The sequence below is a fragment of the Amphritea sp. genome, assembly GCF_050300915.1.
In the GTDB taxonomy this organism is placed as follows: domain Bacteria; phylum Pseudomonadota; class Gammaproteobacteria; order Pseudomonadales; family Balneatricaceae; genus Amphritea.
In genome coordinates, this window is record NZ_JBNKYN010000063.1 from 1 (window position 1) to 25,347 (window position 25,347).

Genomic DNA, 25,347 nt, shown 5'->3' on the forward strand with positions numbered 1-25,347 from the left:
TCATCACCCACCTCAAACGCCAGAGGACCGATAGCGGGCCCAAACCATGCCAGTACCTCCGACGGATCTGGAAACACTGACATCGTCTGTTCAAGCACGCCATCCACCAGCCCGCGCCAGCCTGCATGGGCCACTGCAACCCGGCTGCCGCCTTTGTCTGTAAAGAAAACCGGTAAACAATCCGCGGTCATAACCACACAGGGCTGCCCTGCTTCATCCGACCAACAGGCATCCGCTTCAACAACCAAACCGTCGGGGCGCGCTTTAACCAGCTGTATGCCATGTACCTGCTTCAACCACTGCGGTTGTTTAACAAACCCAAGCTGCTCTGACAGCGCCTGACGATTCGCAGCAACCCGCTCAGCATCATCCCCTACATGGTCGCCGAGATTGAATGAACTATATACGCCGTCACTCTCGCCTTCCAAGCGGGTGGTGGTGAACGCCCGAATATTTGCAGGCGCTGGCCACTCAGCAACAATCAATTTCACTGATCGATCTCATGATGAGCCGCATCGCGTGTAAGACTATTCAGCAGGCTCTGCATGTCATCGGGAAGATCCACCTCCCAGGCCATCAGCTGACCGCTGACCGGATGAAATAACTCTAAGCGCTTAGCATGCAAGGCCTGACGATTAAAAGCTTTCAGCTTAGCCAACAATTGCGGACTAACGCCCTTTGGCAGCCGAAAACGCCCACCGTAAAGCTGATCGCCCACCAGCGGATAGTTAATGTGGGACATATGCACACGAATCTGATGAGTCCGGCCCGTTTCAAGCTTCAAGCGGATATGGGTATGGGCGCGGAACCGCTTCAACACCCGATAATGGGTAACCGCTTCTTTACCCATGCCCACAACCGCCATCTTTTGCCGATTGCGTGAATGACGCCCCAGCGGCTCGTCAACCGTGCCACCACCGGTCATAACACCGGCGACCACCGCTTCATACTCACGCCCCATAGAACGGTCCTGTAACTGTGAAACCAGTTCTGTCTGAGCCTGAATCGTCTTAGCAACCACCATCAGCCCGGTCGTATCCATATCCAGCCGATGCACAACACCTGCGCGAGGCACCTGAGCAATGTCCGGATAATAATGCAACAGCCCATTGAGCAACGTATCTTCCCAATGCCCTGCCGCAGGATGAACAACCAGACCCGCAGGCTTGTTAATAATCATGATATCGTCATCTTCATAGACGATATCCAGCGGCATCTCTACGGCTTTATACTGATCGATGACATCCAGCTCTGCGGCAATCGCTAACAGCTCGCCGCCCAACAACTTATCCCGGGGACGTTTCACCTCACCATCAACAGTCAACTGGCCATCTTTAATCCAGCCCTGCAACCGGGATCGCGAGTACTCGGGGAAAAGTTCGGCAACAGCCTGATCTAACCGTTTGCCCATCAGATCATCGGAAACCGTTGCGCTAAGTTGAACCTTCTCAGTCATGATTTATCTAAGTCTCGGAAAAATTAAGAAAATATACGCTTTATTGCAAGGAAAACGCAGAGACGCTTTGGCTTGCCATTCGGTTATGGTTAAATAGGCCGAATTAATTTTGCACAGTATACCCGAAACAAACAGTAGCCGCTGTTAACTAACGGGAAACTCTCACTTATAGCAGGATAAATGTTTATGCGCCTGGCAAAGTTGCTCGCAATTGTTTCGATCACCCTGATTGCATCTGGCTGCTCATGGTTTAGTGGTGACAAAAAAGAGGCGCCGGATGTTCCTGAGCAGCAGCTCTACCAGGAAGCCCTCGATATGCTTGAAGGCGCAAACTATGTTGCCGCCATTGAGAAATTGCAGCTATTGGAAGCACGCTACCCATTCGGACGGTTCTCTGAGCAGGCACAACTGGAACTGATCTACGCCTATCATAAGAATTATGAGCCTGAAGCCGCTCGGGCAACAGCTGACCGCTTTATCCGCCTGAACCCTAATCATGAAAACCTCGACTACGCCCTCTATCTGAAAGGTCTGACCGCATTTGAGCAGGATCGAACCTTCTTTGAGAAGTACCTGCCAATCGATGAAACTCAACGTGACCCAGGCAGCGCGCTGGAATCGTTCCAGAGCTTTCAGCAACTAGTATCCCGTTTCCCTAACAGCGAATACTCGCCCGATGCGCAGAAACGGATGACCTATCTGAAAAACCGTCTCGCAACTCACGAAATGCATGTAGCACGCTACTATGTTAAGCGTGAAGCCTGGATTGCGGCCGCCAACCGCGGACGCTATGTGGTAGAAAACTATCAGCAAACCCCTGCTGTGCCTGATGCCCTGTCAGTCATGGTGCTGGCTTACAATGAGCTAGGGATGACCGACCTGGCGGCCGACTCACAAGCAGTACTGGATGCAAACTTCCCAGGATATCAATCAAATATTGAGCTGGCGAAAAAAGAATCACTGCTAAGCACAGCGACATTTGGCCTGCTGGGCAGCAGCGAAACACTCCCTCCGGTTCAGACATCGAAGCCCGGCCAGACGGAGGCGAAAGAACGCTCCTGGTTTAGCCGCCTGACCTTTGGCATCTTCGACAGCGAAGCAGAACCTGCGAAATAACTGCACCAAATCTGCTCAAGGCGCCAACTGGCGCCTTTTTTGTTTCTGCTTGCGCCCGGTCATAGTGCATAGGCCAATAGTCTTAGAAAAGCACTTCACAGGCTCCGTGATTTTCCCTTAGAATGAGTAGCAGACCCCGTAAAACACCATGAGAGTTAACAATGGACAGAGCTTCAATTGTTGCAGCGATGCAGGTTCAGCCGCAGATCGACACTGCAACTGAGATTCAACGGCGCATAGATTTCATCAAAAAAAACCTGCTAGCCAGCGGCTGTAAACATCTGGTGCTGGGCATCAGTGGCGGCGTGGACTCAACCACGTGTGGCCGCCTGGCGCAGCTGTCTGTTGAGCAGCTGAACCGGGAAACCGACAGCGACAATTATCGTTTTATCGCGGTGCGCCTGCCCTATAACACCCAACAGGATGAAGAAGACGCTCAGGCCTCAGTGACTTTTATCTCCCCCACCGCCTGTGTAACCGCAAACGTTCAGCCGGGCGCCGACGGGGTTCACGCGGCAACGCTGAGTGCACTGGAAGCGGCCGGTCTTGATGCAGGCAGCCCCGCCCATATCGATTTTTCCAAGGGAAATGTAAAAGCCCGCATCCGCATGGCGATCCAGTATGAGATCGCCGGTCTGTTGGGCGGGCTGGTTCTGGGGACCGATCACTCCGCGGAAAACATTACCGGTTTTTATACCAAGTATGGTGACGGCGCCTGTGATCTGGCCCCTCTGTTTGGCCTGAGCAAACGCCAGGTCAGGGCGGTAGCCGCGGCACTGGGGGCCCCGGAGCAACTGATTCATAAAACGCCGACCGCCGACCTGGAATGTGATACGCCACAACTGGCGGACGAGGTGGCGCTGGGATTAACCTACGATCAGATTGATGACTTTCTCGAGGGTAAACCGGTCACCCCGGAAGTCGAAGATAAGCTGATTGGAATCTACAGCCGCACACAACATAAACGACAGCCTATTCCAACGATCTACGACTGATCTTTAACATTCAAAAAGGCCTCATATGAGGCCTTTTCTATAGCTAAATTTTCACATCAGCGCTATACCCGTCCGAACAGCTCATAGGGCAGCGGATCAATGACCGGCTGGCGCTTCAGCAAAATATCGGCCAGCAAGCGGGTTGATGCCGGTGCCAGCACCAAACCATTCCGGAAATGCCCGGCGTTCAGGTAGAGATTGTCATACCCGGGCACTGCGCCAATATAGGGAACCCCTTCAGGAGATCCCGGGCGCAATCCGGCCCAATGATGTTCCAGTTCATATTTTTCAAGCTCAGGACAGATCTCCAGCGCAGTCTGATACAACGATGCTTTCGCTTCTGCGGTGGTCTGTTTATCAAAACCTACCCGCTCCAGCGTACTACCCACCAAAATACGGCCATCATTTCGGGGGATCAGATAGCGCCCCTGCATCAGCACCACCCGGTTGATCAGCCCCACCGGCGCCTTGAACAGCATCATCTGCCCTTTTACCGGCTCAACCGGGAGCTCCACCTCCAGAGGCGCAAGCAGCTCACTGCTCCAGGCTCCTGCGGCGATAATCACCTGATCGCCCTGTAACACCCGGTCGGCCAGACGCACCCCGGTGACCGCGTAGTTTTCAATGTTCAGCCCCTCTACCCGTCCCTGCTCTATCAGGTTGATATTCGGGGTGATCTCCATACTGCGACGTAACGAACGGCCTAAGCGTGGATTACGGATACTGGCCACTTCTGGCATCCACAGTGCAGAGTCTAATCCGGGCGCGAGACTAGGTTCTTTCTGGTAGATAAAATCAGCTCCGACCTGCTCCATGGGCTTCTGATAGCGCCGCCCCCAGGCCAGTGCTTCATCCGCATCATCCACCCCAACCATAAACATCCCTTTCAGGCGCAGTTCCGGATCCAGTCCGGTCTCTTCCAGCAACTGCTGCGCCAGATGGATATAACTGGTCTGCGACCAGGTCGCCAACGCCGTCACAGGATCAGAATAACGCCAGGGGTAAAGCGGTGAAACAATCCCACCTCCGGCCCAGGAAGCTTCCTGCGCGCAGTTATTCATATCCACCAGCGTGACCTCAGCACCCGACTGCGCCAGCTCTCTGGCGGTCAGCATCCCGATCACGCCTGCTCCAATTATCAGATAGTCAGACATAGTTGAGCCTTATGGTTGGTACAAGGAGGGTTGAGTATATAAAAAAACGCGCTGGGAGCGCGTTTTTTTATGCTGAAATATGATCTACTGCAAAAAATTATTTACCAGCAGTTCGCTGGCGTTTTTTCACCTGTATGGGATAAAACCAAGGTTGTACACCCAGTATCATTCGCCTGAGAACCCAAACCTACCGCAGTAATGGTAAAAGTTGAACCTCCGCCACTTGCCACGGCATCAATTGAATAAAACCCTTCCTCTGAAACGTTCCCTCCCAGGTTGTTTTCATCAGATGTATATTGATTATTAACCGTGAAGAATCGCTCTTCCATCGCTGCAGCGCTCATTAAAGCAGCATAACCATCACTTCTGCGACTCTCCCGAACCTGAGACATCAGCGATGGGTATGCAATAGCCAGAAGGATACCTAGTATTGCAACAGCAATCATCAACTCGATTAAAGTAAAACCTGACATTTTTCTCATAGTTTTTATCACCCTAGTACAACTGCCTCCAACTCATACGACCACCTTTCGGAGCAACTGCTGCCTCATTAGAACCAATCGCGCCAGTCGACTTTTGCGTAATAATATGGGTTACCCCACCAACACCTCTATGTATAACCGGAGCTGAGGCCATACCATCCCCTAAGCTGACTTTACCCTGTGCTTCGGGTACCGGATCTCCATTTGCATCTGTAGTTGTCCGGTTATTACTGGTACCAAATGGAAGCAATGAGGATGCGGTTCCCGTCTGATAATCAAGAGCATAGAGGAAACTCTCGCCATCTATATCACAAATATTGGCCGGTGGAATATATTCAGTAAAGAACAAAAAGGAAAAGACACTAACCGAGGTGTTTACATTTCGACCAGATGGGTCTGTTGTATTCTCAAAGTCCCTGTACCAGCCATTTTCGCTCTTCATCTGAGCCTTTAGCTGACTAAACGTGCCAATATTTTTTGAGTCTATTACCAGTGTCTGGGCAGAGCCACTACTATAGTCTTTAACCGTACCGTTTTGAAATACAACAGTATTAGTCGCATTAATAAGATCGCTGCGCTGCAACACGTTACTAATAATATCTCCATTGGAGTCCAGATACTCTTTAACTCCATAGAACGACTGCTGTTCAGAGTTTCGATTATCTTCACCGACCATAACTCGCCCGGTTCCACTATAAACCCAGGGCTGAGATTCTGTATCAACAATAGTGTAAGGTGCAGCCACAATTGGCTTATCTGTCCTAACAAATCGGGAAGGTGTAAATGTTGTAGCCACTGGATCAAAGACTACCCTGTTAAGATTTCCTGATACGGTATCTGTCGGCACCACGGCCGTTGGATCTAAGCTAACTGAGCCAACATAGATTACATCATCAACAAAATCATTGTTCCAGTCAGTAACGGTAATATCTCCAAGATAGCTATGTCCGTCACTCTCTACACTCAACCCTGTGGCACCAGAGACAAACGATTTACTCACCAGATCATAGACAAAGAGTTTAGCATTCTGATCACTGCTGGCTTCACTGATAGCTCCTGAGCCTATAGGGCCAGAGCCAATGACCAAATACCATTCATTTTTATCCACTCCCAAACTCCAATCTGGAGAACCTGTGACTAGATCAGCTTTCGCAGTCCTCCTCTTCAAGACTGCAGGTTTACTGGTTGTTAACCCCATATCAGGATGTGATATTTCTGCCAGTAAGGTAGGCGCAACTTCTGGATTAGTGACATCAAATACCAAGATAGCAGAACGAAAATCCTTCACAGTTCCACCAATCGAAACTTGCTGTTCGCCCCCCCCCAGTCTCATCCCAGCAACGAGAATCGTTCCCCACCCACCCGGATGATCACTATCATTGGTAAAAATATTCACATCAAATGTTGATGTTTCACCATCGACATAATACACATGAGGGTATCCCTCTTCACCCAGCCAGCGCAGATGAGGCAATAGATTATAAGGCACGTAGGCCCAAAGTTCTGCACCCAGAGCGTAGTTGGACTTTCCAGATACGGCAGTCTCAAAACCCAGAGTATTCAAATTCCAGAAACCACCATTAAACGCATGTAACATTCCATCGTTTGCGCCAGCGTAGACAACCTGCCTACGATTCTTATACTGCTCCCAGAACGTATCATAACTGGGATCACCAAAACGGGCCTTATAATTACTAGCTGGTGCTCCCACCACCGACGGAGTTGAATGAATAATATCCCCTAAACGCCAGACTTCATCTGAACCGTCATGATCATAATCGATCGTTCTGGAACGCATCCCTGCAATACTATCATCACCACGGATATAGTTGACCAACTTGGTCGCCAGCGTGCCATTCGTTACTGTATCTCCCAGATACTCATAGCGATTCGAAGCAGTGAAGGTTCCAGGGAGAAAATCGACAACATCCGCACTATTTATTTTCCCGTCGGGGGGCCCCGACGCGCCACCATCTATCGCTGTGAAGATATAGCGAGTGCCGTCATTTACGCTGTAACTTCGCTGCGTTCTGGCTTGCGCATTAGTAATAGTCGCAAGCTGGTCCCGGGCACTCCAAACTGTATCAATATTATCAATATTGACCGGTGCTCCGCTGAGCGTTAACGAGTTATCCGTATTGACTGTATATCGCTGAATAAGAGTTTCTTCCAGTGATGCGTCGTAATAGATCTCTACCACTTTATCGGAGGAGTCAAGCTTATCATTGCCATCACTATCCTCTCTCACCCGGCCATATCCATCAATGAACAGCGAGTGTAACACCCCAACCCAGGAGATATTCTTATTCGCAGACTTCACCCGTGGCTGATACAGCGCCTGATAGATTGCACCCACACCGGTATTACTGTTGGAAACTACCGATGCATTGGTACCGGATGATGTCCGGTTAATGATAGAGTCAAGAACCTGTTGTAGCTGATACTTTAACTGTGAAGGGTTAGTCGCAAAGAAATAGTTATCGGGTATGCCGTCCGATACCAGCGTGCCATCGGCATTATTTTTGTTATCCCATTCATTGCTGTTATTCGGTGTTCCCGAGTTATCGATATCATTAAAACCGCCCCATTTAGCAGCATAAAAAAGCGGCTGTTCTAACAAACTTCCTGTTGACGACCCCAATGTGTAGGTCCTGCTCGTAGCGGCATCGTTGATATTACACAGTGTTGTAGTACTACCATGCCGGTCATAACAATCGACAATGCTGTTTCCTTCATCATATTCAAAATTATTAATGCCGGAATGAACGTGAAAACCATCATCCGTTGTACCACTGATGATATATCCAAAGCCCATTGGAAAAGGGGTCGATTTAGCGATAGCATCGGTCGTTATCTCAATAGAGGAACTGGTGATCCTATAATGGATAGTGCCCCACATATCCTGGTCATAGTCACCACCCTGCTCACTATCTTCCCAGTTAACATAGAGAGAGCCAACGTATGCACCAGTGTTTCCATCCCTGTGGTAAGCTTCTGCAATTTTAAAATCAACAATCGCACAGTTCCCTTGTGCATTAGAGTTTCGACAAGCAGGTAATAGCGTAACCGACTTTCCGGAGCCACCAGGAACAACAATATCAACAGAAGGCAGCGCAGGCGCCAGAGAGACTCCATAAGTATTAACATTTTGAACGCCATCCAACCCACTTCGCAAATCGTTCAGATGCGCAAACGCTGCCATTCCGGACATCTGATAACTACCATCAAGGCGGGGAGCATCCGGACAGGTTCCCTGCACTGAACCCAAAGCTGAAACTGTTTTTGAAGTACAAAGCTGATTATTGTCGGTACCATTTTCACCGACAAAATAGTCATTCCCGGTAATCCCTTCACCATTACCCACTGAATCAGTAAGTGAGGAAGCAGAGGTACTGAAATCACTGTTAAAGCTACCCAGCTCATCACTATCATAGGACACTGTACTGGCATTGAACATTATCAGGTTTAACTTAGCACACTGATTGTCCGCATTAAGCGGATCTGACCATGCTGCCGTTCGTAAACCCGATATTTTATCGGTTGATGTGCTTGAAGGTGCAAAAGAGGATTTCGCCGATTTACCGCCAAAATAACGATAGCATTCTGACAGGATCTCGGCCACTGGGTTTCCCCAGTTTGTACACTGACCATTGGAGAAAGAATTTAATGAGTAAGTACAATTATCCCCATTACTATTACCACTGGTATATGTCCCGCCATTGTGATCGTAACCATATAATCGCAACTTATTCAGTGTATCAATGATATTTCCCGCGACAGGAGCCGACTTAAACGTGCCATCAGTCGTTGCATTTACTTCATCTGTAATAGAGCCAACATTCTTTCTCAACACCCCCCCGGATTTATTTTTTGAGTATGTGCCGCTGAAAAGACCAAAATCAACAGCACCTTCATCGCCATAGCTTTGAAGAATTCCCACTGGTTTATAATTACCATTAGGGTATTGCTTGCAATCTTCTGTGCCAATAAGACTACTATCACATGCCGTCACCCGGGCAATATAATCTTTTTCGCCCAAACCCTTGCTCGACTTAGATGGATTGCTTGACGCAGATTCTAATCCTGACTTCGCATAGTCATTGCCATTAGCAGCACTTTTTTCTTCACTCCAGCGACACTGCCATCGTTCATTCGCAGCCCAGAGTGCGTAATCACCTTTCGCCACACGTATCAATGGAGCATCAGTCACATTTTGTGACCACTGAGTTGACGCAACCGTCGTATTACAAATAGTAATGCCATCTGGGGCATCAGATGATGTAAAGGGTGTCAGCTTTGGTAACTCGGTTATATCTGCAAAATATTTAGCAAAACTATGCGCATCATTCGGCAGATAACTTCTTTCTAATACGGTAAGAGAGGAAGAATCGGTACTGCGCATACCACCATAGAGTATGCGGCGTACGGTATCAATACGGGTCATACTTGCCCAGTTAAGAAAATTTCCCGACCATTTGCTACCAGAACAATATTTATCAGTGGTCAGAGAGTCTGGCTCAAAACGGCCCGCAGAGGTGCTGTAGTCATAACACTTATAACTATCAAAATAGCCATAGTAATCGAAAGAATGCTTATAGGTAGTATCAATCACTCCATCGCCATCCAAGTCATGGTAATCGGAGTAAGCTTTAAAGAACAATTGGTGGTCAGCAGACATTGCTAACATAACCTGCGGTGTCGCCGTGCGGGACACAAGCGCAGGTGTAGCCTGAAAATCAGCAGAGGTCACCGCTGTTGCAGCTGAAATATAACAAATGCTTAACGCTGTAAAAACACACGTCAAAAACCTTTGATAAAGCCAATAGTTTTTCATATTCCTACCTATGTACTGACACTACAACGGATTGTCAGTCCTTCTTGAAAATCGATTGCAACATAACCCTATTCGTATCTTGTCCTCCAGTGCCCAAAGCAGTAATCCGATACATCTCAGACCACTCTGCTGAATCATTTGGGTACGGATCAGGGGCCGGCGCGTCAGGGTCTTTCGGTGTAAAGCATATAAATTCCACAATATACTTAGCTTTTGTAGTAACGCCACTCAGCCCTTTAGAAGCCGTGCGATGCTTACCGTTTGTAGTCCAGACATTAATGATATTTCCAGCGCCATCATTACCATCGGTTAATGGCGAACCGAACTGAGTATTACTATCCTCCAGCCACGGCTCATTTTCTGTATCTCTGATTTCACAAGCACTGGTTACGCGGCCTGTCAGGCAAAGCCCTCCGGCACAATCCTCATCAAAACATAAGGCTGATCCACTACAGGCTTCTTTAAAATGAACTTCCCGATCAAAGTCAGTTGACAATACAAACTCCTCCCCCTCAATGAGGGCTGCTTCTGCCGCCTGAAAGGCACGATCCTTGTCCTGATGATTACCTGACATCCGTTCTTCGAGACTACTGATTTGCATCCCGGTTACCGCAATCAAAGACATCAGCACAATAAACACCAAACTTACTATAAGGACGCTACCCCGCTGCTTACCCATTATTCCACTCCCCTATTACGTATCTTGGTTGTGGCCGAGAGGGTTTTACGAACGAAAGCTCCATCAACGGTGTTACGGCTTCGCATTGTCAATGAAACCCTAACGCTGACAATATTCACCCAATCTGTCTCGGGAACATTGCGGGCAGAGAGAAATTGGTTGGCAACACCATCACCGTCACTATCCAGGCCGTAGGCTATATCCATATCTTCTACACCCTGAACTATCTCTTCAGTCCCGCCACCCAGAACATCTCTATACAAGCCGGGAATGGATGCGTCATTTCCAGAATTACGAACATAATAGAGCAACCCATCAACCTTTAGGACTCTGGAGCCTTCCTTGTATGCCTCTGATATTGCAGAACCAAGGGATGCGCAAGTGAAGTTCCCTTTCAGTTTTTTTGTACAGTTGTCAATACTTCCTGAAGAACCCGTATTATGGTTCATATGATTCGCTGGAAGGCCAGTCGGTCCGGAAACCGAGAAAACGCCTACTTGGGTGCAATCTGCATCTGCAATCATTAGAATGGTGTCTTTGACAATTGAATGGTCTGGCTTAACAAAAATAGTCGCGGAGGAAGGGTTATGATTTGTAACATACATAGCGCTATTAGGGTCGCCCTTAAATATTTGTAATGCATCAGTACCATCCCAGGCATTAGAAAGGCTGGCCGGATAATCTGAAACGGGTATTGCCCCTGTAGCAACATTAGAATCGGTAGAGTCAATACTGTAACCAATTAACCCATATGAAAAATTAACATTAGCGCTACTTTCTACCGAATTAGCAATTTTAGCGCCACCACCACATCCTGAGTAGCCGGCCATCCGTAACTCTTTCACTATTTCAGACAGCGCGTAGCGTCCATTTTCCTGAATATAAGAAAGTTCATCCTGAAGCTGATAAGAACTACTGCTTTGAAGATAAACCTGAAGAACCGCTCCGGTCATAACCAGCCCGACTGTCATCGCAATCATTAACTCAATCAGCGATAATCCCATCTGCCGGGCTTTTGAATTAACTTCAAACATCACAACAAAGCCTCCAGCGTATAGGTTTGAACAGTTTCAGCAGCTTGCCCCTGGCTTTGATCCCATTGAACAGACACAGTAATTTTATCGCCCGCCATAGATACCGTTCCATCTCCCTTGGGCAACTCTGTTTTAAGCGTATTCAGCCATTGAGCTTTATCATAGGCAGCCAGTGCTGCGGTTGAACAGTTTCCGGTTTCACAGGCAGTAGAACCGTTACTATCATCACCGATGCTAATTGAATATGAACCTGCATTAGCCTCATCTTTATTCGCCCGCATCCGGTCAATAATGTCATACGCTAGATAGGTAGCCTGCGAACGAAGATAGGCCTGATTGTTGAAACGAACACTATTAATCTGGAGTGCCGCCAACCCCAGCATACTGACCGAAATAATAACCAGTGCAACCAGCACCTCAATCATTCCCACGCCTTTTTGTTGTCGAAGCCGTCGTTTCAGTTGCATACTAAAGCGCCCCCGTTTGCACTTGTTGTATCCCGACGAATACGACCTGAACTGGAGATGATAATCGCGCGGGCGTAACTTACATCCTTGCCCGCCTCACAGATCGTAAAAGTACCAGTTTTATCTGCACCACCCTCACTATCATAAGTGATAACATCACCGTTATCCCATACAAGAGAGCCACTAAAATCCGGCTTTACCACTTTTAAAACGGTCTCCCCCGCGTCAACAGCACCGTCCCTATCCAGATCAACGAAAACTAACCACCCAGAACTCCAGGAAACAGAGCCTCCTCCCACCGCATCACAGCTTGTTTGATTGCTGCTAACACAGAGGCTCATACTATGACTGCGATTAACCGCCTCAGACCGCGCCAACATCAATGAAGCAAAGAGCGTATCCCGCTGTTCTGTAATTTGACCGCGTTTTATAAAATCACTAAAACTAGGAATGCCCACAGCTATCAAAATCGCTGCTACAGCAATAGTCACCATCAACTCAATCAGTGTAAATCCGCGCTGTTTGGCATTACGCAACAAGATCACCCCACCCATTCATCATTGAATATTGAATAGAATTAAAGAAGCAAATCCATTTGCGCTCTGTATTGACTATATTTTAGTCACTCCTGCAACTATCCATATGCGAGAAGTACCCAAAACAGTTAATTTAAATCAAACAATTGTAAGAGAGAGATAAGATTAAACCAAATCTAACGGATCTGTAACTGATTTGGGTCTTATATTTGAACCCGGCAGGTAATCAGCTTAGCTTAATGCGCCCTGCAGAGGAGATTGACAGGTTTTTTATGTCTTCGCTGCCTGAGACAGTAATTTTGAAAGTATCTGTATCAAAGGTAGTGCCAGCGGAGCTGATCGTAATCTGGGTACGACTTTTAGTGGTAATGGTAACACCATCAGAAAACCCGACCTGCTTCAGGCGCAGATCATTATCTTTATCAAAGCTACTGTCACCGTCCTGATCGATGTAGATCAATACTCCGCCCCCCCAAACATTGCCGCACTGGTTAGTGGCGCTGTCTAAAGGGCACAGTGTTACTGACTGATGGCGGGTAACTGCCTCATAACGAGCCTGGTTGTAACTGTCTTTAAGCAACTGGACAGCCGAATCCATTTTCTGAGTATGTACAAAGCCAATTAGTGAGGGCACACCTATAGTCAGAAGGATAATCAGGATACTAAGCGCCACCATCAACTCAATCAGGGTAAATCCTTTTTCTATTCTGTTGATCATTGATGACATCCCTATTCGCTCATTACCAGCATCCAGCAGCCGGGGTCTTGGTACCTGCCTGATCGATACTCAGGGCACCACACTCATCACTCGCCTGACTACCAATAGGCGTTGCTGTCAGGCTGAACCCATTCGCACCAGGACCACCAGTGAACTGATATCGAGGGGTCATACCTCCCTCATTCGCGCATGAAACAGCCATCAGTTGGTCATCATTCCCATCGCCGTCAGCATCAACTAAGTTATAGGCCAGATCAGCAGCGTAACGCCGCTCCATCTGCTGGGTCATATCCAGCAGACAGAGTCTTGCCGACTCACGCCAACTTCGCTGAATATGCTGCATGTATGAAGGGTATGCAATCGCTGCCAGCAAGCCGACGATTGCCACTGCTATCATCAGCTCTATCAGTGTAAAACCTCGTTGCTTTCGGGTTAGCGCAGTGCTCATCAGTTGCGCTCCAGATAGCGCCAACTGGTGCGCCCGTTTGCATTTGGATCCTTCTGCCCTTTATCTGGCGGCTCAGAATTGCCATCAGAGTCCTGTAAATCGTCAGCATTGACCCGGAAGTTATAACTATCTCCAACAATCGTGGTTGTACCGACACCGTTGCCGACTTTCTCTCCTGAAACCGCCACTTTATTACCCTTGTCATCTGTCACTTTGTCTTTATCGTCAAACACACCATCTCTGTTGTTATCAATAGTGACATAGCTGAGACGGCTGCCTGAGTATTTATCCAGCATAATTTCGTAGCCCTCTCCCCCTGCAGCACAAGGATCAGAGGTATAAACCTTAGTGGCAAAGACCACCTTCTGACTGGTAAGCCGAGGCTCAGAAAGAACCCTCTCTCCGGAAACAACCCAGCCACTATGTCCGTCCGGAACCTTAAGATCCATGAACCAACCTTTCTGGCTATTACTGGTCTGATTATTAGTTGTCAGACGGATGTCCCGGGTAACACCGTCAAAGTTAGCAGAGCCCTGATAATAGATACTCTGTTCTAATAAGGCTGACCGCCCCGCTGTAATTTGAGAACCTGTATCAATAACGCCATAGAGTGTCTGTAATCGGGTATCCGTCTTATCAGACAGTTCAAAGTCTTTGCCCGTACCAAAAAACAGCATATTGTGCTTTTGCTTGTCCTCAGAGACAGAAATACTGGCGGTAATCGGCTGAATATCATCAGCACTACAGGGTTTACTCATCACTGAGCTACGACACGCCTGAAAAAGTTTGTAGTCCAGCTTCCACTGCGTGGGGTCTGTATCACTCAGATCAAACTTCCATACATTGCCGTACAGATCCCCCCCGTAAATAACATTAACGGTTTCGCCATCGTCACTGACTGGCGCAAGCGTGGACATTCCATTCGGCCGATTAAGCCCAGATGGCGCTTCGTCCAGGCCGGTATTGGTGGACAATTTTATTACCTTCTGACCGGTTTCCAGATCAACGATATAGATAACCGCATCGCCGGTTTTACTTGCATGCCCATCCGCTGCTGTACTGTTATAGCCATTTCCAAACACCACATACCATTTACCATCCTGCAGCTTCACAATGGTAGGTTGCGCATAGCTGTAGCCCATATCGGCATCATCCAGGTCAGTAAACTCCCAGGCAAACACCTTGTCAGCGTTAGCTTCCGTAAAGTCATCTGGATCCGTCACATCCAGGACATAGACACCCTGACCACCGCCGTTCAGACCACCCGCCAGCATCGTCCGCCATTTACCACCAACCACAGCATCATTAACCATCGGCGTGCCATCAACATAGTACTGATGCTCATACTCACCCACCGCCAATAGCTTGAGTTTTGGCAGCAGCACCGAGGGAATATAGGCCAGCAGCTCCTTACCATCGGACGCACTGAAGCCATGAAGCATGCCATCATTAGCACCAACATAGACCACTGGTTCTCGCAACTGGGTTTTACTTTTAAACGTCCGGTAGGACTTCGAGCCACCTAACCCTGTAGATGCGCCGACGTAGATAGGATTTGAATGAACAATATCGCCTAACCGTTTTGAACGTGAGCGCAACCCGACCTTTTCTTCACCACGGATAAATTCAATATAGCTATTTACGCTGGAACTACTGATTAACAACTTTTCTGCTGCGTTCAGGCTGGTCGAGCGGAAAGGTATTCCAAGAGAGTCTCTGTTGGTAATCACAATGCGTGAATTCTGGGCAGGTATAGCAGATGAGGCTTCCCAGGACGGTACTGAACCAAAGCTAAGATCGCCGGACGCTGAGTCTATAACAGCGCTATAAGCACTCAACTCTCCAGTCCAGCCTACCGTATTGTAACTCGCCTGGTAGAGTCTCAACCCGGTATTCACATACCCGCTGTTGGCACTCAAGCGGGTTTCCGTAAAGGATTTTTTACTGATATCCGCAAAAATACTATTCAGTGAAGCCAGCAGCTGGTTCTCATTGCCCGCAAGAAAATACTGTCCATGTCCGTTGATTGCAGCGTCCTTCAGCATTTTGAAGTCAATATCAAAACCGATGGTATAGGTATACATATTTTGTATACCTGCCTGGCTACTCATATCTATATCCCAGGCAAACTGGGCCAGATCGTCTAGATAGTACTTCCCTTGATCATTATCACCGGTGTCCCAGTTTGGCAAATTACTCCCCGCATCCGCATCTTTGAGATTGTTAAAATCACCATCCCGATTGGGTTCGCCGTCTGACAAAACAATGGTGAAGTTTTTCTGGCACTGACTTGTTATCGGCGATATATAGTTACTGGTTTTATGCGAAAAATGCCCCCGCATTCCCCGAAAATAACGGCTTACCTCATAGTGAGCTTCTGCCACCGGAGTATTGCCATCCGCCTTATAACTCTTCAATGTTTTCAGCAGGTCGGCCTGACTAGCTCCGCAGTCCTCATCAATCATTGCACCATCATTTTTGTTTAGTCGGGCCAGCCCAATCCGCATCCCCTGGCCTGACTCAATCACCGCCTTAGCAGCAGATTTCGCCTGATTTATTTTTGAGCTGCCTCCCCCTGAAGGGGCACTTTTCATACTTCCAGAGGTATCCATCAGCAACATCACATTCGGTTCAGCAACCTCCGTTGTCCCTATGGGAACCGGGCTCAGACTATAATCAGCACCACTTGCCTGAGCGGTTGATAAAACCGTCAGACCCACGACGAATAACATCCCTGTTTTATTCATAATCAGTACTCAAACCGCTTGCGGTATTCCGCTATCAGAATCACTTCGCTATCACCCGTTGCGCCGGTATTACGACTCAGCTGACGAAATAAAGCAGTGCTGCCACCAGATGAATAAGAACCCGTCACTTTTTTGTTATCCAGATCAAAGTCTGTCAGCTCCAGAGAAACTCTTGGCTGCGCATGTAGTTTGCTTGAAACAGATGCATTAGCGTCAAAGAAAGTGACCTGTTTTGCCCGACTCTCCCAGCCACTAACCAGACTGGCATCCTCCAGCTGTTTTTTTAGCTTCGAAGAGGTTCTGCCATCAAACACAAATTCACTACTGCCAGCACTCCAGTCATCATAGAGAATCAAATCGGGCAGCGCGGTCTGCTTTGACAACCAGCCTTCTGAGTAAAGCAACACCGATTCTGCTGCTTCAAAAGCAATGGTCTCATCCTGCATATTGGCCGCCATTCGCGACTGCAAAACATTACTCTGTAACGCAGTGGAAGCCATCATCGCCATCACCAACAGCAGAATAAGTGCAACCACCAGGGTTGCGCCCTGCTGGTAACCGACACAATATTTCATGTTTCTGTTCATCAGCCCCCCTCACTCACAACCAACGCATTTCTTAACAACGCGGTCGCCGTAAACACCTGATAAAGACGCCGATCAGATGTATCTACCGTGTTGAAGGGGGCGATCAACTGCTGTGCCTGCTCAGTCACTCCCGTTCCGGAGCTACTCATCAGGAGATAAAAGCGGACGCTCATGACTTCATCCCAGTCAGTGGCATTCATAGCGGTAAGCTTTTTGTAGCTATCGACAAGCTTATCCCCGTCGCTATCTACCCCATACTCGATAACCAGCCCGACAACCCCTTCAACCAGAGCATCCTTGTTATGATATAAAGAGGAACGCAGCCCCTCAGTTGAGCCTATATAGTAGGCAACCCCATCATCGCCCTTTGGGCCTGAAGGGCCATCCGGATCCAGACCCGGGAGATATACGATATCGCTCAGCACACTTTTATCTGCGATGATCAGATCTGACCGACTGGTTTCAAAGTCATTGATACTATCAGTGCTGTTTTTAACCCCCAGAACGATCTGACTCCCCGAGACATCAACCCCACTCTGACGAAGATCTTTTAACAGAATACGCATGGCAAAGCGGCCACTTTCCTGCACTTCTGACATCGCATCCTGTATCTGATAAGTACGCGCAGAAGCGACGTACGCTGCCAGCATTGCAGAGGTCAGCAACAAACCGATCACCGATGCGATCATCAGTTCTACCAATGAAAAGCCGGACTGGCTGTTTCGTGGATAACAGAGAGGCTTCATAACAGATCCATCTCATGAACGTAACTTGCGGCAGGCCTGCCGTCAGCGCCTCCCCAGCTAACCGTGATACTCACTACCTGATTATTCCGGGTAATCACAGCATCCCCCTTAGGAAGACTGAGTTCTACCCAGCTCAACCAGGCATTGAGATCGTTATATGCGAGTTTTTTATTGGCGGGCGTAGCCGGTGCCTGAGAAAAGCTGGCAGACGTATCTCCTTCAGCCAGCTGATAGAGATCATTCAGCGCCGCTTGCTTGTTCAGACGCATCCGGTCAGCCATATCACTGGCCATCGCGATCGCCTGAGTGCGCAAATAAGCGCTTTGATTTTGTTCCAGACCACGGGCCTGCATCATCATCATGCCGGACAGACCGATAGCCACAAGCACCAGAGTGACCAGCACTTCGATAAGGGAGGACCCCTGCGAAAATCTATAAAGATGAGGATACGGTCTGATTAAATCTGACCGGGTAGAGGCCTTACAAAAGGGGAATACGCTCCGTCCCTGAGTTTGCATACCAACATCCATGTTGATTAATGAAGAGAGTTTTTTTTCGCCGAGCAGGCATTATGTTAGCCAACGCTGGTAAGTTTTTCCAGATCTATTGCACCACTGCACCCTAAAAAACGTGATCTGGCACAGGAACTAGTGAAGTAGGTGGCGTACCACACAGGTTTAACGGTTATTCAATCGAAAGGATCTTAACCTCAAACTTAAGATTCTTTCCCGCCAGCGGATGGTTAAAATCGACAGTGACCATCTTGTCATCAAACTCAGCGACAACACCGGGAAGCTCGCCGTTTGCCGCATCGGCAAATGACACAACCAGTCCGGGTTCCAGCGTCATATCACCAAACTGACTGCGGGGAAGACGCTGCAGATTATTAGGGTTTGACATGCCAAAGCCATGCTCAGGCAGAATATCAATCACCGCTTCATCACCGGCCTGCATCCCCAACAGAGGCTTCTCAAAACCTTCCAGCAACTGGCCATCACCAACAATAAAGGTGGCTGGACTGCCTTCAAAATTGGAATCAACAACCTGCCCGTCTGCCAGTTTGATAGCAAAATGCAGGGTGACCTTAGCGTCAGGAGCAACTACCTGTGATGACGAATTTTGTAACGTATGTTCTGACATAAGTACAAACCTTTATTTAGATTTCTTCTTGTTTTCACTGAACCATAGCATATCAATAATCAGCATGCCTGCTCCGATGGTAATTGCACTATCGGCCAGATTGAATGCGGGGAAATAATAGCCGTTATAATGCAACGAAATAAAATCGATGACATATCCCTGTACGACCCGGTCATATAAATTTCCCAGCGCCCCACCCAGCACCAGCGCCAGACCAGCCCCCAACCAGCACTTCTCGCGCGGAGTACGGGCCATCCAGAGCAGCAGCACAGAGCTGACAACGACAGCGATCAAAGCAAAAAACCAGCGTTGCCAGCCCCCGGCCTGAGCCAGAAAGCTGAATGCAGCACCGGTATTGTGCAGTAACGTCAGATCGAACACTGGCAGCAGAGGATGAGGCACGCCATAAGACAGCAACGTGCTGGCCTGATATTTAGTAAACAGATCCAGCACAACAACCACGATCACCAGCCAGAGCCAGCCCAATGCACTTCGCGACTTAGCCATCAGGTCAGCCTTATGCAAAGCTACGCTGTTCACCGTCACCGGCAACGTTTTCGACGCAACGATCACACAGCTCTGGATGTTCGGGATGGTTACCCACATCTTCGCGGTGATGCCAGCAACGACCACACTTCGCCTGCTCACTTTTAACTACGCTGATACTCAGACCTTCCAGCTCGGTGGCAACAGCATTAACGGCTTCATCAGCCGAACGCACGGCCGCCTTAGAGGTGATCAGCACGAAGCGCAGTTCATCCGCCAGCTTTTCCAGTTGCGTCTTCAGATCAGGCGCACAGAACAAGGTAACTTCAGCTTCCAGACTACCGCCGATATGGCCGCCATTACGCTGATTTTCCAGCTCTTTGTTAACCGCTGTTTTAACCGCCAACACCTGCTGCCAGTAGTTCCGCCCCAGCTCTTCTGAAGCATCGAGCAGGGCCAGATCGGTATACCAGGTGGTCAGCTGTACTGATTCTGCACGCTCACCGGGCAACTCACTCCAGATCTCATCCGCAGTAAAACTGAGGATCGGCGCGATCCAGCGCACCATCGCTTCAACAATGTGATACAACGCCGTCTGGCAAGAGCGACGGGCAACTGAATCCGACTTTGCGGTGTACTGACGATCTTTGATGATATCCAGATAGAAACCACCCAGATCCAGCGAGCAGAAATGGGATACTTTCTGATACACCTGCAGCATCTGATACTGATCATAATGGCCTGCCAGCTCCTCTTGCAGACGGGCAGCACGATCAACCGCCCAGCGATCCAGCGCCACCATATCAGCCGGTGCCACCATATCCGTTTGCGGATTAAAACCTTCCAGGTTAGCCAGCAGGAAGCGCGCGGTATTGCGGATTCGACGGTAAGCATCTGCGGTACGCTTGAGAATCTCGTCAGAAACGGTCATCTCAGAACTGAAATCGGTGGATGCCACCCACAGACGCAAAATATCGGCACCCAGTGAGTTAGCCACTTTTTGCGGCGCGACGATATTGCCCTTGGACTTGGACATCTTGTGGCCTTTGGCGTCCACGGTAAAACCATGGGTCAGTACCTGTTTGTAAGGCGCACACCCTTTAATAGCAATACTGGTTTTCAGCGAGGACTGAAACCAGCCGCGATGCTGGTCAGACCCTTCCAGATACATATCTGCCGGGAATTGCAAACCCTCGCTCTGGTCCAGAACGGAATAATGGGTCACACCAGAATCAAACCAGACATCCAGGGTATCCAGCACTTTTTCATACTGATCTGCAGCCTCACCAAGCAACTCAGTAGCATCAAGGTCAAACCAGGCATCAATACCCACCTTTTCAACTCGCAGCGAAACTTCTTCAATCAAACGCGGCGTTTCCGGGTGCAGTTCAGCAGTGGTTTTATTGACAAACAATGCGATCGGCACACCCCAGGTACGCTGACGGGAAACACACCAGTCAGGGCTCTGTTCAACCATCGACTCGATACGGTTCTGGCCCCAGCCGGGGAACCACTCAACCTGTTTAATCGCAGCCAGTGCGTCTTTCTTCAGCCCTTTCTCTTCCATGCTGATAAACCATTGTGGCGTGGCACGGTAGATCAATGGGGTTTTAGTACGCCAGCAATGGGGATAACTGTGACTGAAGTGTTTTTTCAACACCAGACGGTCGTTCGCTTCCAACGCTGCAACAATGGCATCTTCTACCTTGTAGACATGCTGACCGGCAAACTCTCCGGCATTCTCGGTGTAAACGCCATCAGGTCCCACCAGGTTCAGCGTACCGATACCGTAGACGCGGCCGACGTTAAAGTCTTCCACACCGTGATCCGGTGCGGTATGTACCGCCCCCGTACCCGCCTCAATAGTGACATGGTCGCCGAGAATAACCGGAACATGCTTATCATAGAACGGATGTTGCAGCTGCTGGTGTTCCAGCGCCTCACCTTTACAACGACCGACAATCTTATACTCTGCGATACCATAGCGCTGCAGCGCATCTTCCACCAACGCCTCAGCAATCAGCAGCCGTTCGCCGCCTACCTGTACCAGCACATAGTCCAGCTCAGCATTCAGCGATACTGCCTGGTTAGCTGGCAGCGTCCAGGGAGTGGTGGTCCAGATCACAACTGAAGCTTCGCCCGTACCAGAGAGTTCTTCAAAACAACCGAGGAAGCTATCCTGATCCACCGGTGCAAAACGCACATCGATCGCCAGTGAGGTTTTATCCTGATATTCGACTTCCGCTTCAGCCAGCGCAGAACTACCGACAACACTCCAGTAAACCGGCTTATAGCCCTTCACCAGGTGACCGTTTTCAGCGATTTTACCCAGTGCACGGATAATGTTGGCTTCGGTTTCGAAGTTCATAGTCAGGTAAGGGTTATCCCAGTCGCCCAGCACCCCAAGGCGGATAAAGTCTTTCTTCTGCCCCTCCACCTGACGGGCAGCATACTCACGGCATTTCTTACGAAAATCGCCGTAAGAGACCTTCACACCGGCTTTACCGATCTTCTTCTCAACATTGTGCTCAATCGGCAGGCCATGACAATCCCAGCCGGGCACGTAAGGGGCATCAAAGCCTGCCATAGTGCGGGACTTAACGATAATATCCTTAAGAATTTTATTCACTGCATGACCGATATGAATATCGCCATTCGCATAGGGAGGGCCATCGTGCAGAATAAATTTCTTACGACCTGCGCTGACTTCACGAATCTTCTGATAGAGATCCATCTTCTGCCACTGTTTCAGCATCTGAGGCTCTTTCTGAGCCAGATTGCCGCGCATCGGGAACTTAGTATTCGGTAAGTTCAGGGTCGGTTTATAATCGGTCATTGTCGTATCGCTTCTGGATCATCTAATTTTGGCCCTGTTTACAAGGCACCTGTCAGAAAATAGTTTCTGACCTGTTGAATATCGATTTCTATCTGTTGTTTCAGTTTTTCCAGCCCTTCAAACTTCTTTTCCGGGCGGATAAAGGCTTTAAATTCCACACTCAGCAACTGACCATAAAGATCACTGTCCAGATCGAACAGATGCGCCTCCAGCACCGGTTGCTTACCATTCACGGTCGGGCGCATGCCCACATTCGCAACCCCCTGCGCAGACAGGTTTTTACCCGTCACCGTCACTGCATACACACCATTCAGCGGACAGTGAAAACGATGCATCCGTACGTTCGCCGTCGGCACGCCAATAGTACGTCCGAGTTGCTGGCCATGCATAATACGGCCAGTCACTCTATAGGGCCGTCCCAGCAACCGCTCGGCCAACAGCAGATCGTTGCTCTGCAAGGCAGCTCTGATCCGGGTACTGCTCACCCGTTCGCCATCCACATCAAAGGTTTCGGTGTTCACAACACTAAAACCATACCGCTCACCGCTCTGCCGCAGCATGTTGTAATCACCGCTGCGATCACAACCAAAACGAAAGTCATCCCCCACCACAAAGTGCCGCACGGCCAGGCCTTTCAACAAAAGTTCATCAACAAACTGGTCGGCACTCATGGTGCGTAACCGTTCGTTGAATGTCAGGCAGAGTACCCGGTCAACACCATTGGCCTTTAGCAAGCGAACCTTTTCATCAAAACGGGTCAGCCGTGGCGGCGCCTGATTGCCGGAAAAAAACTCGCGCGGCTGAGGCTCAAAAATAATCACTACGGCTGGCAACCCCAGCTCTTTACCCTTACGCAGAACCTGAGCCAGTACCTGTTGATGCCCGAGATGCACGCCATCAAAGTTGCCGATCGTTGCAACACAGCCTTTATGCTTGTCACGGAGATTATGCAGACCCCGAATTAGCTCCATGTCACCCCAATCTCATCAACAAATAAAATAAGCGCGGAATTATACCCCAGTTACCGCGATATTCGCCATCAATCAGCACGGATATAGGCCGATTAATGGCGCAGATCCCGCAGTCGCATCCCCATGAGCAGCAACACCAGCAGGTAGATGATCGCACCACCGCCCACCAGAATAGCCATCTGTGTAACCCGCTGCCACATATCAAAGCCCAACCATTGCTCAGGACGCCCGGCAAGCAGCACCAGGAACACGATCATGGCGATGTTAGCCATCGCAACCCGCAATAGCCACTTCGGCCAGCCAGACTGCCAACTAAACACCCCCTCTTTAAGCAGCCCCCGAAGTAACAGACCCGCATTCAAAAATGCCGAGAGAGTCGTCGCCAGTGCCAACCCGGCATGCGCCATAGGCCAGATCAGCAGCAGGTTAAGCACCATATTCACCACCATAGCAACAATACCGATCTTAACCGGGGTTTTGGTATCCTGACGGGAGAAATACCCCGGTGCCAACACCTTAATCAGCATAAAGGCCACCAGACCACCGGCGTAGGCCCGCAAACTGATCGCCGCCATGGTTACATCCCGATCAGCCATCTCACCGTAGTGAAACAGGGTGGCAATCAGTGGCTCTGCCAACACCAGTAACGCCATGGCCGCTGGCAGCCCGATCAGCAGCACCATCCGCATCGCCCAATCCAGCGTACGGGAAAAATGCTCGGTACTTTTCTCCGCATGCCGCCGCGACAAACTTGGCAGAATAACGGTCGCAATGGCGATGCCGAACACACCCAAAGGCAACTCAGCCAGGCGATCCGAATAGTACAGCCAGGAAACACTACCGGTCTGTAAAAAAGAGGCCAGCAGGGTATCCAGCAACAGGTTTATCTGGCTCACCGACACGCCAAACAGCGCAGGGAGCATTAGTTTCAGTATCCGCTTAACGCCTTCATCCTGAAACCCCAGGACTGGCTTAGGTAGCAACTGTAGACGCCAGAGAAACGGCAACTGAAACAGCAACTGAGCTGACCCGGCGATCAGCACCCCTAACGCCAGCGCCATTACCGGCTGGTCAAACAGCGGCTGCATCCAGATAGCTGCGCCGATCAGCGACAGATTCAACAGCACCGGTGTAAACGCGGGCACAGCAAAGCGCTCATAACTATTCAGAATACTGCCCGCCAGCGCAGTCAGTGATATCAGCAACAGATAGGGAAAGGTATACCGCAGCATCTCGACTGCCAGCCCATAGCGCAGCGGGTCATGCAGATAGAAGCCCGGTGCAAAGATCGCCGCCAATACCGGAGCACCCAATACGCCCAGCAGCGTCACCACAATCAACACCAGTCCCAGACTTCCTGCAACCCGGTCAACCAGCTGTTTCACCGCAGCCAGATCTCTGAGACTACGGTATTCTGACAACACCGGTACAAAAGCCTGCGAAAACGCACCTTCCGCAAACAGCCGACGGAGAAAATTAGGAATTTTAAAAGCGACAAAAAACGCATCGGCACTGCTGCCAGCACCGAAATAGTTGGCGACCACAACATCCCGAATCAACCCCAGCACCCGGGAAAACATCGTCATCAGACCGACCAGCGCACTGGAACGCAGCAAGCCCCGCCCTTTCGGAACCTTCTCTGGCGATTGCGTGTTATCAGGGTCCGGGCTATTAGGCTGAGCGTTTTCCGGTGATGTTTCTGTTCTGCTCAAAGATCGCTTTCCTGCCAGATAATATAGATTGCTGCTGATAATACCGATTAACCCGTTAAAATGCTTGCTCTAAGCGCAATAATCACGCCCTGCCGACAGGGCTTTTCATAATTAGCTGTTGACAGTTGCAGCACAAACATGAATAATCTCGCGTCTTAATTTTCGATGTCCAGAAGTTTAAAAATGAACCCCGGGGCATCTCA

General features: G+C 49.4%; 22 protein-coding genes. 2 read left to right on the plus strand and 20 right to left on the minus strand.

Features of this window, described 5'->3' with window-relative positions; translation table 11 throughout:
* The coding region (locus ACQY8X_RS15245; protein WP_428035999.1) for a polyphenol oxidase family protein at positions 1-491 on the minus strand (491 nt) is incomplete at its 3' end.
* Entirely contained in the window at positions 488-1,456 is a 969-nt protein-coding gene (rluD, locus tag ACQY8X_RS15250; protein ID WP_428036000.1) for a 23S rRNA pseudouridine(1911/1915/1917) synthase RluD, read from the minus strand. The genes ACQY8X_RS15245 and rluD, both read right to left, overlap by 4 nt.
* 186 nt (positions 1,457-1,642) lie before the next feature.
* Here rluD and ACQY8X_RS15255 point away from each other — a divergent pair, with 186 nt between their 5' ends.
* On the plus strand, positions 1,643-2,572 hold the full coding sequence (locus tag ACQY8X_RS15255; RefSeq protein ID WP_428036001.1) for an outer membrane protein assembly factor BamD: 930 nt from the start codon (positions 1,643-1,645) through the stop codon (positions 2,570-2,572).
* 161 nt (positions 2,573-2,733) lie between these two features.
* Positions 2,734-3,567 (plus strand): ammonia-dependent NAD(+) synthetase, encoded by an 834-nt coding sequence (gene nadE, locus ACQY8X_RS15260; protein ID WP_428036002.1) that lies wholly within the window; start codon positions 2,734-2,736, stop codon positions 3,565-3,567.
* A gap of 62 nt (positions 3,568-3,629) precedes the next feature.
* On the opposite strand, the gene thiO is transcribed toward nadE, so the two are convergent.
* From thiO to murJ, 18 genes are all read right to left on the minus strand, one after another.
* On the minus strand, positions 3,630-4,721 hold the full coding sequence (thiO, locus tag ACQY8X_RS15265; protein WP_428036003.1) for a glycine oxidase ThiO: 1,092 nt from the start codon (positions 4,719-4,721) through the stop codon (positions 3,630-3,632).
* Positions 4,722-4,822: 101 nt separating this feature from the next.
* Positions 4,823-5,203 (minus strand): type IV pilin protein, encoded by a 381-nt coding sequence (locus ACQY8X_RS15270; protein ID WP_428036004.1) that lies wholly within the window; start codon positions 5,201-5,203, stop codon positions 4,823-4,825.
* Positions 5,204-5,216: 13 nt separating this feature from the next.
* Complete coding sequence (locus tag ACQY8X_RS15275; RefSeq protein WP_428036005.1) at positions 5,217-10,037, minus strand: pilus assembly protein; 4,821 nt, start codon at positions 10,035-10,037, stop codon at positions 5,217-5,219.
* A gap of 34 nt (positions 10,038-10,071) precedes the next feature.
* On the minus strand, positions 10,072-10,716 hold the full coding sequence (locus tag ACQY8X_RS15280; RefSeq protein WP_428036006.1) for a pilus assembly PilX family protein: 645 nt from the start codon (positions 10,714-10,716) through the stop codon (positions 10,072-10,074).
* Entirely contained in the window at positions 10,716-11,750 is a 1,035-nt protein-coding gene (locus ACQY8X_RS15285; protein WP_428036007.1) for a PilW family protein, read from the minus strand. The genes ACQY8X_RS15280 and ACQY8X_RS15285 overlap by 1 nt, the downstream gene beginning before the upstream one ends.
* On the minus strand, positions 11,750-12,217 hold the full coding sequence (pilV, locus tag ACQY8X_RS15290) for a type IV pilus modification protein PilV (protein WP_428036008.1): 468 nt from the start codon (positions 12,215-12,217) through the stop codon (positions 11,750-11,752). Before pilV (ACQY8X_RS15290) ends, ACQY8X_RS15285 begins: the two co-directional genes overlap by 1 nt.
* On the minus strand, positions 12,208-12,753 hold the full coding sequence (locus ACQY8X_RS15295; RefSeq protein ID WP_428036009.1) for a GspH/FimT family pseudopilin: 546 nt from the start codon (positions 12,751-12,753) through the stop codon (positions 12,208-12,210). Before ACQY8X_RS15295 ends, pilV (ACQY8X_RS15290) begins: the two co-directional genes overlap by 10 nt.
* Before the next feature lie 226 nt (positions 12,754-12,979).
* Entirely contained in the window at positions 12,980-13,471 is a 492-nt protein-coding gene (locus tag ACQY8X_RS15300) for a GspH/FimT family pseudopilin (RefSeq protein WP_428036010.1), read from the minus strand.
* Positions 13,472-13,493: 22 nt separating this feature from the next.
* Positions 13,494-13,919, minus strand: coding sequence for a type IV pilin protein (locus tag ACQY8X_RS15305; RefSeq protein WP_428036011.1), 426 nt, complete (start codon positions 13,917-13,919; stop codon positions 13,494-13,496).
* Positions 13,919-16,666: a pilus assembly protein gene (locus ACQY8X_RS15310; protein WP_428036012.1), complete on the minus strand. Its 2,748-nt coding sequence runs from the start codon at positions 16,664-16,666 to the stop codon at positions 13,919-13,921. The genes ACQY8X_RS15305 and ACQY8X_RS15310 overlap by 1 nt, the downstream gene beginning before the upstream one ends.
* A 2-nt stretch (positions 16,667-16,668) precedes the next feature.
* Positions 16,669-17,253: a pilus assembly PilX family protein gene (locus tag ACQY8X_RS15315; protein ID WP_428036013.1), complete on the minus strand. Its 585-nt coding sequence runs from the start codon at positions 17,251-17,253 to the stop codon at positions 16,669-16,671.
* A complete protein-coding gene (locus ACQY8X_RS15320) occupies positions 17,253-17,999 on the minus strand; it encodes a PilW family protein (protein WP_428036014.1) in 747 nt (248 codons plus the stop codon). Before ACQY8X_RS15320 ends, ACQY8X_RS15315 begins: the two co-directional genes overlap by 1 nt.
* The gene (gene pilV / locus ACQY8X_RS15325; protein WP_428036015.1) at positions 17,996-18,529 is read right to left on the minus strand and encodes a type IV pilus modification protein PilV; all 534 of its coding nucleotides are present in this window, start codon (positions 18,527-18,529) and stop codon (positions 17,996-17,998) included. Before pilV (ACQY8X_RS15325) ends, ACQY8X_RS15320 begins: the two co-directional genes overlap by 4 nt.
* Positions 18,530-18,683: 154 nt before the next feature.
* Positions 18,684-19,139, minus strand: a complete 456-nt coding sequence (locus ACQY8X_RS15330; protein WP_428036016.1) for an FKBP-type peptidyl-prolyl cis-trans isomerase — start codon at positions 19,137-19,139, stop codon at positions 18,684-18,686.
* A 12-nt stretch (positions 19,140-19,151) separates the two neighbouring features.
* Positions 19,152-19,646, minus strand: a complete 495-nt coding sequence (lspA, locus tag ACQY8X_RS15335; RefSeq protein ID WP_428036017.1) for a signal peptidase II — start codon at positions 19,644-19,646, stop codon at positions 19,152-19,154.
* A gap of 10 nt (positions 19,647-19,656) precedes the next feature.
* Positions 19,657-22,461, minus strand: coding sequence for an isoleucine--tRNA ligase (gene ileS / locus ACQY8X_RS15340; RefSeq protein ID WP_428036018.1), 2,805 nt, complete (start codon positions 22,459-22,461; stop codon positions 19,657-19,659).
* 38 nt (positions 22,462-22,499) lie between these two features.
* Positions 22,500-23,432 (minus strand): bifunctional riboflavin kinase/FAD synthetase, encoded by a 933-nt coding sequence (ribF, locus tag ACQY8X_RS15345; RefSeq protein WP_428036019.1) that lies wholly within the window; start codon positions 23,430-23,432, stop codon positions 22,500-22,502.
* 92 nt (positions 23,433-23,524) lie between these two features.
* Positions 23,525-25,018, minus strand: a complete 1,494-nt coding sequence (gene murJ, locus ACQY8X_RS15350) for a murein biosynthesis integral membrane protein MurJ (RefSeq protein WP_428036020.1) — start codon at positions 25,016-25,018, stop codon at positions 23,525-23,527.
* Positions 25,019-25,347: the final 329 nt, after the last annotated feature.